The organism is Pseudomonas sp. PP3 (genome assembly GCF_905336995.1).
GTDB classification, from domain to species: Bacteria; Pseudomonadota; Gammaproteobacteria; order Pseudomonadales; family Pseudomonadaceae; genus Aquipseudomonas; species Aquipseudomonas reinekei.
In genome coordinates this window covers 24955-43099 of record NZ_HG995459.1, presented here as the reverse complement: position 1 = coordinate 43099, position 18145 = coordinate 24955, and the positions used below count along the sequence as shown (strand labels likewise).

At 60.2% G+C, this 18145-nt stretch carries 16 protein-coding genes; 4 read left to right on the top strand and 12 right to left on the bottom strand.

What is annotated here, in order from left to right; genetic code table 11:
* Positions 1 to 81: 81 nt before the first annotated feature.
* The 10 genes from KHO07_RS00195 to KHO07_RS00150 all read right to left on the bottom strand — a co-directional run bounded on the left by KHO07_RS00195 (position 82) and on the right by KHO07_RS00150 (position 11036).
* Positions 82 to 708: an ABC-type transport auxiliary lipoprotein family protein gene (locus tag KHO07_RS00195; RefSeq protein WP_150733971.1), complete on the bottom strand. Its 627-nt coding sequence runs from the start codon at positions 706 to 708 to the stop codon at positions 82 to 84.
* Positions 705 to 1643, bottom strand: coding sequence for an MlaD family protein (locus KHO07_RS00190; RefSeq protein ID WP_212626187.1), 939 nt, complete (start codon positions 1641 to 1643; stop codon positions 705 to 707). Before KHO07_RS00190 ends, KHO07_RS00195 begins: the two co-directional genes overlap by 4 nt.
* 1 nt (position 1644) lies before the next feature.
* Positions 1645 to 2448 carry an ATP-binding cassette domain-containing protein gene (locus tag KHO07_RS00185; RefSeq protein WP_150733969.1) on the bottom strand — a complete coding sequence of 268 codons (804 nt, stop codon included), beginning with the start codon at positions 2446 to 2448 and terminating at the stop codon, positions 1645 to 1647.
* A complete protein-coding gene (locus KHO07_RS00180; protein WP_212626186.1) occupies positions 2445 to 3593 on the bottom strand; it encodes an ABC transporter permease in 1149 nt (382 codons plus the stop codon). Before KHO07_RS00180 ends, KHO07_RS00185 begins: the two co-directional genes overlap by 4 nt.
* Before the next feature lie 54 nt (positions 3594 to 3647).
* Positions 3648 to 4676: a DUF5924 family protein gene (locus KHO07_RS00175; protein WP_212626185.1), complete on the bottom strand. Its 1029-nt coding sequence runs from the start codon at positions 4674 to 4676 to the stop codon at positions 3648 to 3650.
* A 154-nt stretch (positions 4677 to 4830) separates the two neighbouring features.
* Entirely contained in the window at positions 4831 to 6207 is a 1377-nt protein-coding gene (locus KHO07_RS00170; RefSeq protein WP_212626184.1) for an insulinase family protein, read from the bottom strand.
* Positions 6208 to 6263: 56 nt separating this feature from the next.
* Entirely contained in the window at positions 6264 to 7922 is a 1659-nt protein-coding gene (locus KHO07_RS00165) for a Na/Pi cotransporter family protein (protein ID WP_212626183.1), read from the bottom strand.
* A 247-nt stretch (positions 7923 to 8169) separates the two neighbouring features.
* Positions 8170 to 8937: a TerC family protein gene (locus KHO07_RS00160; RefSeq protein WP_034149430.1), complete on the bottom strand. Its 768-nt coding sequence runs from the start codon at positions 8935 to 8937 to the stop codon at positions 8170 to 8172.
* An 85-nt stretch (positions 8938 to 9022) separates the two neighbouring features.
* On the bottom strand, positions 9023 to 10330 hold the full coding sequence (locus tag KHO07_RS00155; protein ID WP_150733964.1) for a CitMHS family transporter: 1308 nt from the start codon (positions 10328 to 10330) through the stop codon (positions 9023 to 9025).
* Between the two features lie 379 nt (positions 10331 to 10709).
* Positions 10710 to 11036, bottom strand: coding sequence for a DOPA 4,5-dioxygenase family protein (locus KHO07_RS00150; RefSeq protein WP_150733963.1), 327 nt, complete (start codon positions 11034 to 11036; stop codon positions 10710 to 10712).
* 85 nt (positions 11037 to 11121) lie between these two features.
* Between KHO07_RS00150 and KHO07_RS00145 the strand changes: the two genes are divergently transcribed.
* Positions 11122 to 11781, top strand: coding sequence for an NAD(P)H-binding protein (locus KHO07_RS00145; protein WP_150733962.1), 660 nt, complete (start codon positions 11122 to 11124; stop codon positions 11779 to 11781).
* 24 nt (positions 11782 to 11805) lie between these two features.
* Here KHO07_RS00145 and KHO07_RS00140 read toward each other — a convergent pair whose 3' ends face one another.
* Positions 11806 to 12756 (bottom strand): LysR family transcriptional regulator, encoded by a 951-nt coding sequence (locus tag KHO07_RS00140; protein ID WP_212626182.1) that lies wholly within the window; start codon positions 12754 to 12756, stop codon positions 11806 to 11808.
* Between the two features lie 114 nt (positions 12757 to 12870).
* Between KHO07_RS00140 and betC the strand changes: the two genes are divergently transcribed.
* The 3 genes from betC (at position 12871) to KHO07_RS00125 (ending at position 17171) form a co-directional block, all read left to right on the top strand.
* Entirely contained in the window at positions 12871 to 14385 is a 1515-nt protein-coding gene (betC, locus tag KHO07_RS00135; RefSeq protein WP_150733960.1) for a choline-sulfatase, read from the top strand.
* A gap of 16 nt (positions 14386 to 14401) precedes the next feature.
* Entirely contained in the window at positions 14402 to 15319 is a 918-nt protein-coding gene (gene choX / locus KHO07_RS00130; protein ID WP_150733959.1) for a choline ABC transporter substrate-binding protein, read from the top strand.
* A 283-nt stretch (positions 15320 to 15602) separates the two neighbouring features.
* On the top strand, positions 15603 to 17171 hold the full coding sequence (locus KHO07_RS00125; RefSeq protein WP_212626181.1) for a SulP family inorganic anion transporter: 1569 nt from the start codon (positions 15603 to 15605) through the stop codon (positions 17169 to 17171).
* Between the two features lie 141 nt (positions 17172 to 17312).
* Here the strand turns inward: KHO07_RS00125 and aroE are convergent, their stop codons facing one another.
* Entirely contained in the window at positions 17313 to 18134 is an 822-nt protein-coding gene (gene aroE, locus KHO07_RS00120) for a shikimate dehydrogenase (protein WP_212626180.1), read from the bottom strand.
* Between the last annotated feature and the right edge of the window lie 11 nt (positions 18135 to 18145).

Sequence of the window (18145 nt, the reverse complement as noted above, 5' to 3'; positions counted from 1 at the left end):
TATCGCTGGCAAGCCAGCTCCCACAAGGACCGCGCAGTTTCTGTGGGAGCTGGCTTGCCAGCGATGAGGTCCGCAAGACCTTCAAGGTCTCGCGGGCAGCACAATTTTCTGCCCTTGCTCAACCGCCCAATTCACCACTTGCGTCGTCAATTGATCACTGGCCAGGCCAAACCCGGCCACCACCGCCGGTACTTTCACATCGCTGAGTGGCTGGCGCACTTCAAAGCGGCGGCTGGCAAGGATGTGCTGGTCGTAGCTGCGCACCAGCAACGCATCCACGCGTACCACCACGCTGGCACTCGTGCCCTGGTATTCGGTCTGGAAGGCTTGCAGGACGCCGCCCAGCTCCAGGTCCGTCTGGAAAATGCTGTCATCGGTGCTCAGCAGCGAGACGCGACCATCGCGCTGGAATCCATCGAGCAGGCGATTGCGCAGCAGCACCGGTGCCGGGTCGCTCCAGCGCGAGCCTTTATAGCTGCTGATCACGTCGCCCTGAGGGATGACGGCTATGTTCGGGCTGTTCAATGCTTCGCTCGCCTGCAGCTTGGTCAGGCGCAATGACCAGCGCTGCGCCGCGCCATGACCGCCCGCCGCATGACTCTGGGCCGAAGGCAAGCGATACACATCGAAGGGCTCGGGCTTGGGCAGGATCGAGCAGGAACTGATCAGCATGAAGCCGGCGAGGAGGGCGATGAAGTGCAGCTTCATGGAGTGAATTCCTTGTGCTTGTCACTGCCGAGCAGGTAACCGCTGGGGTTGGCCTCAAGACGTTGAGAGATGGCGCGCAGCGAGGTGAGGGTTTCGCGCAGCTCGCGCACGGCCGGAGCCAGACCATTGAGGCCCTGCATGCCGTTGTTGATCGAGTCCTGATTGGCGCTCAGCAACGTGTTGATCGTCTCGCTGCTCTGTTCCAGCGACTTCATCGCCTGCTCGGCGCTGCCGAACATCTGCTTGCCCTGATCGTTGAGCAAACCATTGGCGTTGCGCATCAGCGCAGAGGTTTGTTCCATCATGGTGCTGGCCTGCTTGCCCACCGAGGACAACTGCTGCATGGCCTGGCGAATATCGCCACGCTGGTCGGCGATGACCCCGGTGGTTTGCTCCAGATGCTCAAGAGTCTTGCTGATGCGCTCGATGTTTTCCGTTGAAAACATCAGGTTGGCGTTGTGCATCAGCATGTTCACGCCGGTCAACAGGTCGTTGCTGTCTTCGAGCAAACGGGCGATGGGTGAGGGCGATGCAACAATCGTCGGCAGGTTACCGTCCTTGCCCTTGAGTGTCGGGCTCTGTGGCGTGCCGCCGCTGAGTTGGATGATCGAAGTCCCGGTGACACCGGTCAGCGCCAGTTTGGCCTGGGTATCCTCCTTGACCGGCGTATCTCCGCCCAAGCGGATCCGTGCCAGCACCCGGCGCGGATCATTCGGGTCCAGGCGCAGCGTTATCACGTCACCCACCTTGATCCCGCTGTACTGCACTGAACTGCCCTTGGACAGGCCACTGACCGCCTCGTTGAATACGACTTCGTAGTCCTTGAACTGGGTGTCGACACTGGATTTGGCCAGGAACAATCCAAAGAGCAGGGCGCCCGCCACCACAATGACGGTGAACAGGCCGATCAATACATGATGGGCTCGGGTTTCCATGTCAGACCTCGTTGAGCTGTTGTGCGGCTGTCAATGCCGCGCGGCCGCGGGGGCCATGAAAGTATTGGTGGATCCACGCGTCGTCGGTTTCCGATACCTTGTCGATGGCGTCCGCCACCAGCACTTTCTTCTGCGCCAGCACCGCCACCCGGTCGGTGATGGTGTAGAGCGTGTCGAGGTCGTGAGTCACCAGGAAAACGCTCAGGCCCAAGGCATCGCGCAAGGTCAGGATCAACTGGTCGAAAGCTGCAGCGCCAATCGGATCGAGGCCGGCGGTGGGTTCGTCGAGAAACAGGATATCCGGGTCCAGCGCCAAGGCCCGTGCCAGAGCGGCGCGTTTGATCATGCCGCCCGACAGGGAGGCCGGGTATTTGTCCGCCGCCGACAGCGGCAACCCGGCCAAGGCCAGTTTCACGGCCGCCAAATGTTCGGCATCGTCACGGCTCAGGCCGGCGTGTTCGATCAGGGGCAGGGCGACGTTCTCGGTCACGGTCAGGGAAGAGAACAGGGCGCCTTTCTGGAACAGCACGCCGAAGCGCCGTTCAATCAGCGAGCGCTCGTGTTCAGGCAGGGTCGGCAGGTTTTGCCCGAACACCTTGACCAAGCCTTCGCTGGGTTGGCGCAAACCGACAATGCTGCGCAGCAATACCGACTTGCCGCTGCCTGAGCCGCCGACCACGGCGAGAATCTCGCCCTTGTACAAATCCAGGTCGAGGTTTTCGTGCACGCTTTGACTGCCGAAGCGGTTGCACAGCCCACGGACTTCGATCACCGCCTCGGCGGGCACTCGGGGTCGACGATTCACCAGCTCATCTCCATGAAAAACAGCGCGGCCACGGCGTCGAGCACGATCACCACGAAAATCGACTGCACCACACTGGACGTGGTGTGCGCACCGACGGACTCAGCGCTGCCGCTGACCTTGAAGCCTTCCAGGCAGCCGATCGCGGCGATCAGGAATGCGAAAATGGGCGCTTTGACCATCCCCACCAGAAAGTGTTGAACACCGATGTCCGATTGCAGCAGCGAGAGAAACATCGCCGGCGAGATATCCAGCGATACCGCACAGACCACGCCACCGCCGACAATCCCCGACACCATCGCCAAAAACGTCAGCATCGGCAGCGCGACCAGCAAGGCAAGGACCCGCGGCACGACCAGTAACTCCATCGGATCGAGGCCGAGGGTGCGGATCGCATCGATTTCTTCGTTGGCCTTCATCGAGCCGATTTGCGCGGTGAACGCACTGGCGGTGCGCCCGGCCATGAGGATCGCGGTCAGCAACACGCCGAACTCACGCAGGAAGGCAAACGCCACCAGGTCCACGGTGAAGACGCTGGCGCCGAACGTGCTTAGTACGGTTGCCCCGAGAAACGCGACGACAGCGCCCACCAGAAACGTCAGCAGGGCAACGATGGGCGCGGCGTCCAGCCCCGTCTGCTCAATGTGCGCAACCATCGGCGTGATGCGCCAGCGTTTGGGGCGGAACAGGCCGCGGACGATGGTTTCCAGAATCAGGCCAACGAAACCCAGCAGTTGCAAGGTGTCTTGCCAGACGCTGTCCACGGCGCGACCAATACGGGTCAGCAGCTGAATGCCGACGCTGATTTCCGGCTCTTTGATCGGCACGCAGAAATCCGTCAGCGACTGGTAGACCGTTTGCAGCAACGCGCGGTCGGCAGATGAGAGGGTGCAATCGGGGTGCTCGGCGGATCGGCCCAGGCGCTCGGAGCCCAGCAACTCCACCAGCAACGAAGCGCCGGCGGTATCGAGGGCGCCGAGGCCATTGAGGTCGATGTGGGTGCTGTCGTCGTATTGGCCTTCGAGCTTATCGCTCAGGCGCTTGAGGTCGGCGTAATGGGCAAGCGTCCAGTCCCCCGTCACCCGTATCTGAGCGGGGGCGTGCGAGGTGTCCAGTTGGGCATTGCCGGCCAATGTGCTGCTGGTCATAAGCTCCGTGCTTTTTCGGCTATTACGCTGACCTACGTAATAGCACGAACGGCCTTACTTTTCTTTGACTGGTGTGCTGTCCGCCACCTTGAAGCGCAACACGCCAATCAACTGGCCGTCTTCGGTGAGTACCCGGACCTGCCATTTGCCCGCCGGGTTACCGGGGAAGTTCTGCTTGTGGGTCCAGGCCCGATAGCCTTCCTTGCGCCCACCGTGGATGTCCAGCGGGATGCGGTCGACCTCTTTGCCGTTGAACTGCCACACATGATAAATCCGCTCGTCGAGGCCACGGGGCGCGTTGATCGCGGTGTAAGCGTACAAACCACCGCCACGGATCTGCTCGACGCTGACCTCATCGAGGCTGGCACCGGGCGTGCGATCCTGCATCTGTGTGCTGATGGCCACGTCGGTCATCCACAGCGTCGCCGGCGGCACCCATGAGCGCAGCACCCAACCCACACCGCCGATGCCGATGGTGATACTCAGAATGGCCAGCGCATTGCGCACGGTGCGAATCGGGAAGATCGACGCTAGGCTCGGGAACGACAACAGCACAGCGATACCCAGCGCCCATTTGAAACTTTGCGAGGTGGTCAGGTGCATGATCACCGGTAACGCGGTGAGCAGGGCGGCGAACAGGGTCAGCGTATGCAGCGCGAGGAACGCCCAACGACGCGGCGCCAGCCATTTGTAGTAAAGCGGGTCGACGATGGAAATCAGCGCGGCAATGCCCAGCATCCCGGTGAAGAACAACTGGCCGCTGTTCCACGTCGTGGTGATGAAAAAGAACGGCAAGACGAAGAACAGGCTTTCCTGGTGGATCATCTGCGTCGCGTAACGCAGCAACGGCTGGGGGATTTCCCGCTTGAAGATCCGGGTGAACAGCTTGGTCAGGCTGTTTTCCAGCATCAGCCAGATCCAGCTGATCAGCATGATGGTGGTGATCCAGCTCGCCAGCCCCTGTTGGCGATCCACCAGAATGAAGCTGCCGACCCCGGAAACAAAACCACCGAGCGCAATGACCCCGGGGTAGCGCTTCATCAGCTCGAGGATGCGCTGTACGTAGAGGGTCAGGGTCGGCATTCGGCGGTTCACATCAGTCGTAGGAAAAATCCCTGACAGGTTACCGCTGGCGCGACGGCGTGGCGAGGGTGCCCGTCATTTCCATCAAACACATCCCTTCAGAGAATAGTGTTTTTTGTGCCGAGGGCGCTTGCTCCCTCGCCCCAAGACGTGGCTATCGCCGGCGGTAAATCTGCCAACCCGCTAGCGCTAAAATCAAAACCCCCACCCATCCAACAATCGCCCACATCAACTGGTCATAGCTGAGCAGCGGCTTTTCAATCCGCACATACCCCGGTTGCAGGAGCAGTTCGCGCATCGCCTTGTTCGCTTCGGCGAGGGATACCGCTTGCAGCTCTTTGGTGGGGTTGGTGAAACGGCCATTCTCGTAGTCTCCCAGCGCACTCCAGTAGTAATCGGCCAGTGCGCTATTGCCTTGGACGGCCCAGGCCTGGCGCGCAATGGCGGCCTGCTTGAGGCGGTTGAAGGTCTCGGCGTTCAGGCCGTCCTTGAGTAGCTGTGCCTTCAAGTCGTCCAGCACCGCCAGGGCCTCGTCCACATCATTGCGTTCAAGGTCGGCATTGAGGCTCATGAAGCCGACACCACCGAACACCTCACGCTCGGCCCATGGGCCGTAAGACAAGCTGTGCGCCAGCCGCAGCTGGCGATACAACGCCCAGTCCAGGTAATCCTTGAGCAGGTCGAAGGTTTGGTCGTGCTGATCCTCCAGCACCGGCTCAGGTACCAGCCAGTGCAGCTTGGCCCCGCCACCGAGGAACCCGCGCGTCAGGACGCGCTCATGAGCAGCGCTGGCCTGGATTTGCGGAAGCGGCAGGTGATTACCCGGTTCGATCGGGACCAACGTGCCGTAGGTGCGCTCCAGATAGGCCGGCAGCAAACGATCGAGGTCACCGACCACGATCAGCGTCATGTTGTTGGGCGCGTACCAATCCTTGCGGACGTTCTCCAATTGCTCGCGGGTCAGTTGCTCGACTTCTGCGCGCTCGGAGCATTTGAGGCCCAGTTCCACGGCCAATTGCTTGCTGGCGGTATGACCCAGGTCCTGTCGATCCAGCCAGCGTTGCAAATGCGAGTAGTGACCGCCATCTTCGCGCTCGACCACTTGTTTGGCAGCGTTTATGGCGTTGTCGTCGAACCGGGTCTGGGTCAATAACGCCAAGAGCAGATCAAGAACTTTGCGCTGGTTTTTCGCCGGGGCCTCGATCACGAACGTGGTGTCGGCGTTGCTGGTGTAGGCGTTCCATTCGCCACCCAGCGCTTGCATGCGCTCTTCCAGTCCGCCTTCACCGCTGGCGTCGATGCCACTGAACAACAAATGTTCTAGCAGGTGCGGCAACTCTTTTTCCGCACAGTTGAAATCGTCGATACCGACGCCGACCACCAGCCGGATCGCCACGTGCCCGCGTTCCGCACCGGGCTTGAGCAGAATTTGCAGGCCATTGCGCAGGGAGTAACCCTCGACCTGAAAGCGATCCAGGGCAAACGAAGGGAATGAGCCGAGCAACAGACAGGCGAACAACAGACAACGCATAACGAGCTTCCGTACGGCTAGCGTGAGTTCAACAGACTTCAAGCCACTGAGGACGTTCAGGGAGAATGCGTGGTGTCAGTCAAATCGTCGACAGCCAGCGCGCCGCTGTCGGACGTTTCCAACACGACATAGGCGCTGCTGCAAAACAGCGAATTCAACCGTTTCATGTCGGCAATCAACTCCAGGTGCAGCGAACTGGTTTCGATACTTTGCACGATCTTACGTTGCAAACGGCTGACATGAGCGTGGGCCAGGCGCCGCTCCTGTGCGCGAAAACGACGTTTCTCGCGGACCAACTGGCGAGCGCTTTCCGGGTCGGCACTGAGGAACACCGACAGGCCCAGACGCAGATTGGCAATCAACTGGCTGTGCAAACCCGCCAACTCTTCCAGGCCCACTTCGGAAAACGACCGGCGTTGCGAGGTTTTCTGCTGCTGCACCTTGCGCAACATGCGTTCGATCAGGTCGCTGGCGAGTTTCAGGTTTATCGCCAGTTCGATGATTTCCGCCCAGCGCCGACTGTCCTGATCACTGAGATCTTCGCGAGGCATTTGCGCCAGATAGAGCTTGATCGCGCTGCAGAGCGATTCCACGTCCTCAGCCATGCGCCGCACTTCCTGAGTCACGGCGGTTTGCTTGCCATGCAACACGTCGAGCATGGCTTCGAGCATGTTGTCGATCAGGTCGCCCATGCGCAGGGTTTCCCGCGCCGCGTTGGCCAACGCCAGGCTCGGAGTGACCAACGCCGTAGGGTCCAGATGCCGCGGTTTGGCGGTGCCGTTGGCTTGCGGACGCTCTGGCAGCACCCAGGCACAAAACCTGGCCATCGGCCCGACGCTGGGCAGCAGGATCAGGCAGCGCGCGGTGTTGTAGAGCAGGTGGAAACCGATGACCATTTCCTGTGGGCTGAAGTCCAGGCTGTCGATCCAGTGCACCAAGGGGTCGAGCACAGGAATGATCAGCACCAGGCCGATCAGTTTGTACAACAGACTGCCCAGCGCCACCTGACGTCCGGCAGCGTTCTGCATGCTAGTGCTGAGGAACGCCAGAACACCGCTGCCGATATTGGCGCCGATCACCAGGCCGATGGCCACTGGCAGGCTGATCACGCTGGCGCCGGCCAAGGTGGCGGTCAGCAGCACCGCCGCGAGGCTGGAGTAGGAAATCATCGCGAACAGCGCACCGACCAGGGCGTCGAGCAGGATGTCGCCGGTCAGCGAGGCGAAGATCACCTTCACCCCTTGCGCATGCGTAATGGGCGTCGCGGCTTCGACGATCAATTGCAGGGCGAGAATGATCAAGCCCAGACCGATCGCGACGCGGCCCATCTGGCCCAGGCGGGTCTGCTTGCGCGATAGAAAGAAAATCACCCCGAGGAAAATCAGCAGCGGCGACAGCCATGACAGGTCGAGCGTCAGCACCCGTGCCATCAACGCCGTACCGACATCCGCGCCAAGCATGGTCGCCAGCGCCGGCGTCAGCGCCATCAGGCCCTGACCGACAAATGAAGTGACCAGCATCGCGGTGGCGTTGCTGCTCTGCACCATCGCTGTTACGACGATCCCGGAAATGAACGCCAGCCAGCGTTTGGACATGTTCTGGCCGATCACGTGGCGCAGATTGGAGCCGTAAACCCGCAAGATGCCGGTTCGGACGATGTGCGTGCCCCAAATCAGCAAGGCCACGGCGGAGAGCAGATTGAGCAGGGTGAGCATACAGACCCCCTGTGGTGTGGCGCCCCAAAGGGGCAAGTTGACGGTGCCGCGCGACGATCTACGTTCTGTACTTAAGCTGTAGTTGGCTAACGGTCCGGGCGCCAGCATCGCATAGCTAAAGACGCGATTGAAACAAAACTGTCATGAAAACAGCTCCGTGCGGACAATGAAAAAGGGACCCGAAGGTCCCCTTGTTCACTGCATGACTGTGGTGAGGGCGCTTATCCCACAGAGCTTTGCCCCCGGGTTATTGCCCCGGAATATCCTTGCGCAGTTTCACCGGATCCTGCTGCTTCTTCTTTCTCGCCATCGCGGTGCGCATCTTGATGTTGATCGCTTCCACCGCCAGCGAGAACGCCATGGCGAAGTAGACGTAGCCTTTTGGCACATGCACGTCCAGGGATTCGGCAATCAGCACCATACCGACGATCAACAGGAACGACAGCGCCAGCATCTTCAACGATGGGTGCTTGTCGATGAACGCGCTGATCGTGCCGGAGGCCAGCATCATCACCAGTACCGCCACGACGATTGCCGCGACCATGACCGGCACGTGGGACACCATGCCGACGGCGGTGATCACCGAGTCCAGCGAGAACACGATGTCGATGATCGCGATCTGGATGATGGTGTACAGGAAGTTGCCGCCCTTGAGGTTTGGCTCGTCGTCAGACTCGTCTTCACCTTCCAGCGCGTGGTACATCTCTTGCGAGCTCTTCCACAACAGGAACAGACCACCGAAGAACAGGATCAGGTCACGCCCGGAGATACCCTGGCCGAACACTTCGAACAGATCGGCAGTGAGGCGCATGACCCAGGTGATCGACAACAGCAACAGAATCCGCGTGACCATGGCCAGCGCCAGGCCGAAAATCCGGGTGCGCTGTTGCATGTGCTTGGGCATGCGGCTGACCAGGATCGAAATCATGATGATGTTATCGATACCCAGGACGATTTCCAGGGCGGTCAGGGTAAAGAAGGCAACCCAGATTTCAGGGTTGGTCAGCCATTCCATGTGTATTCCTTTGAGCGATTGTTAAACCACAACGGGCCCGGGCTTCAAACAGCGAAGCCTGGACCCGGTGCGGTGAGTCTTGGGCTTATAGAGTGCTGAACAGCGGAAAAATCCCCATCAGCAATGCGGCAACCAGTATGCACATACACACCAGCACTGCCCACTTGAGGGTGAAGCGCTGGTGATCACCAAAGTCGATCCCGGCCAGGGCCACCAACAGATAAGTGGAGGGTACCAGCGGGCTCAACAAGTGGACGGGCTGACCGACGATCGAGGCACGTGCCATTTCCACCGCGGTTATACCGTAGTGGCTGGCGGCTTCGGCCAGCACCGGCAATACGCCGTAATAAAACGCGTCGTTGGACATGAAGAAGGTGAACGGCATGCTCACCAACGCCGTGATCACAGCCAGGTACGGGCCGAGGAAATCCGGGATCACTGCCAACAGACTTTTCGACATGGCATCGACCATGCCGGTGCCCGTAAGGATACCGGTGAAGATCCCCGCGGCAAAGATTAGTCCGACAACTGCCAGCACGCTACCGGCGTGAGCCGCGACGCGATCTTTCTGCTGTTGCAGGCAAGGGTAGTTGACGATCATCGCGATGCTGAACGCCACCATGAACAGCACCGGCAGCGGCAACAGGCCGGCGATCAGGGTGCACATCAGGCCCAGGGTCAGGGCGCCGTTGAACCAGATCAGCTTCGGACGACGGGCGTCCGGGAACTGCGAAACACTGATTTCACTGTGGTCGATTTCATCACCCACCAGGTGCAGCTCACCCAGACGGGCCCGCTCACGCTTACCGTAAAAGTAAGCGATCGCGAGGATTGCCACCACACCCGCCGCCATGGCCGGAATCATCGGTACGAAGATCGCCGACGGATCCACATGCAGCGCACTGGCGGCACGGGCGGTCGGGCCACCCCATGGGGTCATGTTCATCACGCCACCGGCGAGGATGATCAGACCGGCCATGATTCGCGGGCTCATGCCGATGCGGCTGTAGAGCGGCAGCATGGCGGCCACGCAGATCATGTAAGTGGTCGCGCCGTCACCATCGAGGGAGACGACGAGCGCCAGTACGGCGGTGCCGACCGAAACCTTCAACGGATCGCCCTTGACCATTTTGAGGATCTTGCGCACGGCCGGGTCGAACAGGCCGGAGTCGATCATCAGGGCAAAGTACAGAATCGCGAACATCAACATCACGCCGGTCGGCGCGAGTTTGGTGATGCCTTCGAGCATCATCGGGCCGATTTTCGGACCGAAACCGCCGAACAGGGCGAAGACGATTGGAATGATGATCAGGGCGATCAGCGCGGAAAGGCGCTTGGTCATGATCAGGAACATGAACGTGATGACCATGGCGAAGCCAAGGAAAGTCAGCATGGGAATACTCCAGGCGTAGCGCGGCTAGGGAATGGGCGGATCGGGCGAGATCAGCGCAGAACGGGAAGCACGAGACGTACGGGCGGAGTTGCGGCGAAGCGGCGGATAGAAGAGGACATCAGAATCACCATTGTTGTTGTTAAATGGGCTGTGCGAGCGATAAAACGCCGGCAATGGCCGACCGGTCTGTTGCCGGTAGTGGGGCGATCCTAATCGGGGAAGCTTTCAGCCAGCTTTCGGCGATGAAAGCATTGACCGGTTGTGCAACCGGTCGTCGGACGGCGGCAGACGAGATATCGAGTTGAGGCCATCGCGGACAGCCGCCTGCCGTGGCTGCACCTGGATGAGCATCTGCCGGGTTAAGCCGAAGAAACTCTGATCAGAAAATAGACAGGTCCAGTGGCCGGACCGCGCCCATCCAGATCGCGTGATCGCGGTGATCCAACAAGTCGTTGCCGGTGTCCGGATGCAGGAACACCACCAGTCCCTTGCGGTTGAGCGCCAGCCACGGGAGCACTTCGCCGATCAACTCCGGCCCGAACGCCAGTTGGCAACTCCAGTCCGGATGCGGTCCGACCGGGCGCTCGTGGACGCGACCCATTTTCAGCGGAAACAGTTGCGCGGCTTGCTCGCACAAGGCGCGCGCCTGATCGATGCTGCTGGCGTCGAAATACACGTGGGCGTGATAGCCCTTGATCCGGTGCATGTGAGTCCCTCTAAAATTCAGTCGAACCCTTGTCGCTCGATGTGTGTCACACGCCATATACGCAAGAAAACAAGGGAGTTCAGCCATGAAAAACGCCGAAACGCCGGTGGTGAAAGTGGTGCTTTATGGTGCCATGAGTAGCCTGGGCAGTGCGCTGATGGCTGAAATGCTTCGGCGCCAACATGAAGTGATCGCCATTCTGGACGACCTGACGGCGCTGGCGCCACGCCCGGGGTTGCGCACCAAGACGGGTGACCTGTTCGAGGCGCAGCGAGTGAAGCAAAGCGTGGCAGGCAGTTCGGCCGTCATCTGTTTATTAGACGCGCCGGGACTGCCATTCAACAGTGAACACGTGGAAAAAACCATTGTGCCCGGCCCGGTCGAGCAAGTGCTGGCAGTCGATGCGCTGATAGAGGGCATGCAGGCAGCGGGCATCGCACGGTTGTTTGTTGTAGGAGATTTCGAGGTTCTGGACGATCCGGAGATCGAGGACGGATTGCAACGCCATGCCGCCGAAGAGATCCTCGAAGCGCTGCAAAGCAGTGCCTTGCAATGGACCATGGTGAACGCCCCACGCGGGGTGGCGGGACTCAGCATTGAGCATTTCAGTCAGATCAGCGGCAACCTTGAACCGGGACTGGCCGAACCACTGCAACGTCTGGCCCGCACGGCGACGGGCATTGCCGATGAGCTGCACCTGAACCTGCATGTCGGTGAGCATGTGAGTTTTGTGGCCACTTCATAACCGTTCGGACGATCTGTTGATCGTTCAAACCGCAATGGAAGGAAACGAAAGCCCTGTCAGCGATTGCGCACTGCAGGCTTGCTCTTCCATCAACCAATCCACGAACTGCTGAATCAGCGCCCCGCGCCGTTTGCGCTGGGGCACAACCACGTAATAGCCCAGGCGTGACATCACCGTTTCCGCGATCGGCCGGCACAACAAACCCTGCGCCAGCAAGTTATCCACAAGGTGCCGCCAACCAATGGCGACTCCCTGTCCGCCAATCGCGGCTTGTATCAGCAGGGTGTAGTTGTCGAAGCGTAACTGTCCGGGTGCCGGAGCCGAGGTGATGCCCAACTCTCGGAACACACCGCTCCAGTCAAACCAGTTGCTGCTGTTCTCGCCGCGCAAGTGCAGCAACGGCAACTCCAACAACGACTGGGCGGGCAAGGGCAGGGCACGCCCATCCAGGAGCTGTGGACTGCACACCGGAAATACCTCTTCGCTGAACAACCAGCGGCCTTCACCCTGCTTGAAGCGCCCATCACCGAACAACACGGCCACATCAATATCCGTGCGCAGCATGTTGTGGCTGCGCTCGCTGGTGACCAGGCTGACATCTACCTGCGGATTGGCCGCGTGAAAGCGGTGCAGGCGCGGCATCAGCCAGTAGGCAGCGAAGGCAAAATCGGTCGCTACTTGCAGCACCTCATGTTGATGCTGTGCGCTGATTGCACTCAATCCTGCGTCTATATTCTGCAATCCGAGCTGAACCTGCTCAAAAAGGATCATGCCAGCCTCAGTCAGTTCGATGCCGCGATAGATGCGGTCGAACAGCCGCGTGGCCAATTGTTCTTCCAGCCTTTTTATCTGTTGGCTGATGGCGGGCTGAGTGGTGCCGAGCTCATTGGCGGCAGCCGTAAAGCTGCGTTGGCGAGCCGCTGCTTCGAATGCGCGAAGCAAATCCAGGGACAGGTCACCGAGGGCGTCATACATAAGCTGTGCTTATCCTAGTCATTGCCGTGCATGGGCTTTACCGCAAAGTGCATGGGTTCCATCCTCGACCTCAGCACTCTCGCATAAACATCCACTATGGAATGCCGCGAACACATGAAGCGCAAGAACATTCTTTTCATCATGGCCGATCAAATGGCCGCGCCAATGTTGCCCATTTACGGCCCATCGCCTGTCAAACTGCCGAATTTGAGCCGCCTCGCCGCACAAAGCGTGGTATTCGACGCCGCTTACTGCAACAGCCCACTGTGCGCGCCGTCGCGTTTTACCCTGGTCAGTGGCCAGTTGCCGAGCAAGATCGGCGCCTATGACAACGCGGCGGATTTCCCGGCCGATGTACCGACTTACGCTCACTACCTGCGCCGCCTCGGCTATCGCACCGCGCTGTCGGGCAAGATGCATTTCTGTGGACCGGACCAGTTGCACGGCTATGAAGAACGCCTGACCAGCGATATCTACCCGGCCGACTACGGCTGGGCGGTGAACTGGGACGAGCCGGATGTGCGTCCGACCTGGTATCACAACATGTCGTCGGTGCTGCAAGCCGGGCCCTGCGTGCGCACCAATCAGCTGGATTTCGACGAAGAGGTGGTGTTCAAGGCCCAGCAATACCTGTTCGATCACATTCGCGAGGATGGCGACCAGCCGTTCTGCCTGACCGTTTCGATGACTCACCCACACGACCCGTACACCATTCCCAAGGCTTTCTGGGATTTGTACGACGACGCCGACATCCCGTTGCCTGAAACACCTGCCCAGACGGAACTCGATCCACACGCCCAGCGCCTGCTCAAAGTCTACGACCTGTGGGACAAACCGTTGCCTGTGGATAAGATTCGCGACGCGCGCCGCGCTTATTTCGGTGCTTGCAGCTATATCGACAGCAACGTCGGCAAACTCCTGCAAACGCTCGAAGATACTGGCTTGATCGACGATACCATTATCGTCTTCTCCGGCGACCACGGCGACATGCTCGGCGAGCGCGGCCTCTGGTACAAAATGCACTGGTATGAAATGGCGGCGCGAGTGCCCCTGTTGATAAGTGCGCCAGGCCAATTCGGCGCGGGCCGGGTCAGTGCCTCGGTTTCAACCGCCGACCTATTGCCAACGTTCGTCGAACTGGCGGGCGGCTCGCTGGAGCCCGGCCTGCCACTCGACGGCCGTTCTTTGGTTCCGCATCTGCAAGGGCAGGGCGGTCACGACGAAGTCTTCGGCGAGTACATGGCCGAAGGCACCATCAGCCCGTTGATGATGATTCGTCGCGGTGCTTACAAATTCATCTACAGCGAAGACGACCCTTGCCTACTCTTCGATGTACATAACGACCCGCGCGAACAGGAAGAACTCAGTCAATCGCCGCAACATCGCCAGCTGTTCGACGATTTTCTCGCCGAGGCGCGGGCCAAATGGGACATTCCGGCGATCCATCAACAGGTGCTCGCGAGCCAGCGGCGTCGGCGCTTTGTCGCCGAAGCGCTGACCATCGGCAAGCTGAAGAGCTGGGATCACCAGCCGCTGGTGGACGCCAGTCAGCAGTACATGCGTAACCATATCGACCTCGACGATCTGGAGCGTAAAGCACGTTATCCACAACCCTGCCAAAACCAATAATGTTAAGGGGAAGTCCATGCAAAGGTTATCCACAGTACTGACGGTCGGGCTCCTGGCTCTGAGCAGTGCATCGGCGTTCGCCGATCAATGCGAGACGGTGAAAATGGCCGACCCGGGTTGGAGCGACATCGCCGCGACCAATGCCATCACCGGGTTTCTGCTGGACGGCATGGGCTACAAGGCCAAGGTCGACACCCTCGCGGTGCCGATTACCTTTGGCGGGCTCAAGGACGGCCAGGTCGATGTGTTCCTGGGTAACTGGATGCCGGCGCAGCAGGGCTTCTACGACAAGTTCGTCGCCACCGGCGATGTTACGCAACTGGCGAAAAACCTCGACGGCACCGAGTTCACTCTCGCGGTCCCGGACTACGTGTGGGACGCGGGTGTGCATAACTTTGCCGACCTGAACAAGTTTGCCGACAAGTTCGACAAAAAAATCTACGGCATCGGTTCCGGCGCACCTGCGAACATCTCCCTGCAGGAGATCATCAAGAAGAACGATTTCGACATGGGCCAGTGGAAACTGGTCGAGTCCAGCGAGCAGGCGATGTTGGCCGAAGTGTCTCGCGCGGTGAAAAAACAGAAATTCGTGACTTTCCTCGGCTGGACCCCACACCCGATGAACGTGCAGCTGAAAATGCACTATCTGAAGGGCGGCGAGAAATACTTCGGCGACACCGGCAGCGTGTACACCCTGACCCGCAAAGGTTATGCACAGGCCTGCCCGAACGTTGGCAAACTGCTGACCAACCTGAGCTTTACCCAGGAAATGGAGAACAGCATCATGGCCGAGGTGGTGAACAAGAAAATCAGCAATGCTGACGCCGCCAAGGCGTGGATCAAGGCCAACCCGGCGGTGCTGGATAAATGGCTGGATGGCGTGAAGACCGTGGATGGCAAGGATGCGTTGCCAGCGGTCAAGGCCAAGCTGTAACGATTACCTGGCAAGGGACTGTAGTGATTGCCTGGCAAGGGATTGCAATGATTACCTGGCAAGGGACTGTAAAGATTACCTGTGGCGAGGGAGCTTGCTCCCGCTCGGCTGCGTAGCAGACGCTAACCCGGACGACTCGGATAAGGCTGACTATCCGCGTTGACTGGATTGGGATCGCTACGCGCTCCAGCGGGAGCAAGCTCCCTCGCCACAAAAAAGCGCTCTCGCCACAATGCTGGCTTTGTCCTGCTACCCTTGCGCAAACCCCCAACCGAGAGGACCCATGGCCTTTCCCAGCCGCCATTCGCTCTTCCCCTTTCTCACCTGGTTGCCCCGGCAAACCCGCGCCAGCGTCGGTCGTGATCTGATCGTTGGCCTCAGCGGTGCAATTCTCGCGTTGCCGCAATCCATTGCCTACGCACTGATCGCCGGTCTCCCACCGGAATACGGGTTGTACGCGGCCATTATTCCGGTGCTGATCGCGTGCCTGTGGGGTTCGTCGTGGCATTTGATCTGCGGTCCTACGGCAGCGATCTCCATTGTCCTGTATGCCAGCGTCAGTCCTCTGGCCGTGCCGGCGACGCAGGACTACGTCACCGTGATCCTGTTGCTGACCTTCCTGGCGGGGATTTTCCAATGGCTGCTGGGATTGCTGCGTTTTGGCGCGCTGGTGAACTTCGTCTCCCACTCGGTGGTGCTCGGTTTCACCCTCGGCGCGGCGGTGGTGATTGCCGTCGGCCAACTGCCCAACCTGCTGGGGCTGGACTTGCCGAGCCAGGCCACCGCCCTGGACAGTTTCATCACTCTGTTTCGCCATCTCGGCGAAACCGACAAAGCCTCACTGGCGCTAGGGTTGGCCACGGTGGGGATGGGGGTGGTCCTCAAACTGTGGCTGCCACGTTGGCCAACCCTGCTGATCACCTTGGTGCTCGGCTCAGTGCTGGTGTGGGCGTGGCCATCGATGTTCGGCCATGTGCAACTGGTCAGCGCCTTCGCCGGCAAGCTGCCGCCCTTCAGTCCGTTGCCGCTGGATCTCGATTTGATCTTGCGTCTGCTGCCCAGCGCCGTCGCCGTCGGCATGCTCGGCTTGGTTACCAGCCTGTCGATTGCCCGCTCGATATCCGCACGCTCGCAACAACTTCTCGACGCTAACCAGGAAGTTCGCGCCCAAGGCCTGTCTAATATCGTCGGCGCGTTTTTTTCCGGATCGCTGTCAGCCGGTTCGTTCACCCGTTCCGGCCTCAGTTACGAAGCAGGGGCCTGCTCACCGTTGGCCGGGATTTTTTCGGCGTTGTGGGTGGCGCTGTTTGCGGTATTTGGCGCGAGTCTGATTGCGCACATTCCGATCCCGGCCATGGCGGGCAGCATTCTGTTGATCGCCTGGGGCCTGGTGGACCACCGCGGCATTCGGGCTTTGCTGCGGGTGAGCCGCGCCGAATTCGTGGTCATGGCCCTGACCTGCGTCGCCACGCTATTGCTGGAACTGCAGACGGCGATTTACGCCGGCGTACTGGCCTCGCTGTTTTTCTACCTCAAACGCACCTCGCAACCGCGGGTCCAACATGTGCGTGACGGCGATGAAGACATTCTGCGCGTTGGCGGCTCGATCTTCTTCGGCGCCAGCCATTACCTGCAAGTGCGCCTGCAACGCTTGCACGGCGCACGCGTGGTGATCGAGGCGCAGCAGATCAATTTCATCGACTATTCAGGGGTGGAGATGCTGCATCAGGAAGCGCGGCGCTTGTTGCGCCAGGATCGCAGCTTGACCTTGCGCCAGGCGCGGCCGCAGGTGGTGGAGGAGCTACGCAAGCTCGAAGGCGCGGAGAAATGCCCGATTCGCTTTGAAGACTGAAACATTGCACGGGAAACGCACTGAACCCTGTGGCGAGGAAGCTTGCTCCCGCTCGGGTGCGAAGCGCCCGCAATGTGATCAGCTCATTTCTTTAGGGCTGCTCCGCAGCCCAGCGGGAGCAAGCTCCCTCGCCACAAAGGCCTAGAGAGCCAACTGCCGGCGCAGTTCGGCCAGCACCGGCGCTGTATCCGGACGCACGCCGCGCCACAGGAAGAAGGCTTCGGCCGCTTGTTCGGCCAGCATCCCCAAACCATCCATCGACACCGCCGCGCCATGTTCGCTGGCCCAACGGCAGAACGACGTCGGCTCCTTGCCGTACATCATGTCGTAGCACAGCGTTTTGCCCGGCTCGATCAGGCTCGGCGCAATCGGCGGTACATCGCCGGTGAGGCTCGCGGACGTCGCATTGATGATCAAGTCCACCGATTCCAGCAGCCAGTCGTAGCCACTGGCCGATACCGGCCCCAGATCGCAGAACAGTTCCGCCAGCAACTCGGCCTTGTCCACCGTACGGTTGGCGATGATCACCGACGCCGGGTGTTCGGCGAGCAGGGGTTCCAGCGCACCGCGCACAGCGCCACCGGCCCCCAACAGCAGGATGCGTTTGCCTTCGAGGCTGAACCCGGCGTTCACCGTCAAGTCCCGCACCAGCCCGGCGCCATCGGTGTTGTCACCCAGCAAGCTGCCATCGGCCAGTTTGCTCAGGGTGTTCACGGCGCCAGCCCGTTGCGCCCGCGCGGTCAGGGTGTCCGCGAGGCGGTAGGCTTCTTCCTTGAACGGCACCGTCACATTCGCCCCACGGCCTTCAAGGAAAAACGCCCGGGCACAGCCGGAAAAATCGTCGAGGGGTGCCAACGAGGTGCTGTAGTCGAGCTTCTGCCCGGTCTGCTCGGCAAACAGGCGATGAATCAACGGCGATTTGCTGTGGCCAATCGGGTTACCGAATACGACATAACGGTCCATCAGGATTCCTC

Coding starts and splice junctions, on each gene's coding strand:
- KHO07_RS00195 (WP_150733971.1), bottom strand. CDS start 708: ATGAAGCTGCACTTCATCGCCCTCCTCGCCGGCTTCATGCTGATCAGT.
- betC (WP_150733960.1), top strand. CDS start 12,871: ATGAAGCGCAAGAACATTCTTTTCATCATGGCCGATCAAATGGCCGCG.
- KHO07_RS00165 (WP_212626183.1), bottom strand. CDS start 7,922: ATGCTCACCCTGCTCAATCTGCTCTCCGCCGTGGCCTTGCTGATTTGG.
- KHO07_RS00170 (WP_212626184.1), bottom strand. CDS start 6,207: ATGCGTTGTCTGTTGTTCGCCTGTCTGTTGCTCGGCTCATTCCCTTCG.
- aroE (WP_212626180.1), bottom strand. CDS start 18,134: ATGGACCGTTATGTCGTATTCGGTAACCCGATTGGCCACAGCAAATCG.
- KHO07_RS00125 (WP_212626181.1), top strand. CDS start 15,603: ATGGCCTTTCCCAGCCGCCATTCGCTCTTCCCCTTTCTCACCTGGTTG.
- KHO07_RS00140 (WP_212626182.1), bottom strand. CDS start 12,756: ATGTATGACGCCCTCGGTGACCTGTCCCTGGATTTGCTTCGCGCATTC.
- KHO07_RS00180 (WP_212626186.1), bottom strand. CDS start 3,593: ATGACCAGCAGCACATTGGCCGGCAATGCCCAACTGGACACCTCGCAC.
- KHO07_RS00190 (WP_212626187.1), bottom strand. CDS start 1,643: ATGGAAACCCGAGCCCATCATGTATTGATCGGCCTGTTCACCGTCATT.
- KHO07_RS00150 (WP_150733963.1), bottom strand. CDS start 11,036: ATGCACCGGATCAAGGGCTATCACGCCCACGTGTATTTCGACGCCAGC.
- KHO07_RS00145 (WP_150733962.1), top strand. CDS start 11,122: ATGAAAAACGCCGAAACGCCGGTGGTGAAAGTGGTGCTTTATGGTGCC.
- KHO07_RS00175 (WP_212626185.1), bottom strand. CDS start 4,676: ATGCCGACCCTGACCCTCTACGTACAGCGCATCCTCGAGCTGATGAAG.
- KHO07_RS00155 (WP_150733964.1), bottom strand. CDS start 10,330: ATGCTGACTTTCCTTGGCTTCGCCATGGTCATCACGTTCATGTTCCTG.
- KHO07_RS00160 (WP_034149430.1), bottom strand. CDS start 8,937: ATGGAATGGCTGACCAACCCTGAAATCTGGGTTGCCTTCTTTACCCTG.
- choX (WP_150733959.1), top strand. CDS start 14,402: ATGCAAAGGTTATCCACAGTACTGACGGTCGGGCTCCTGGCTCTGAGC.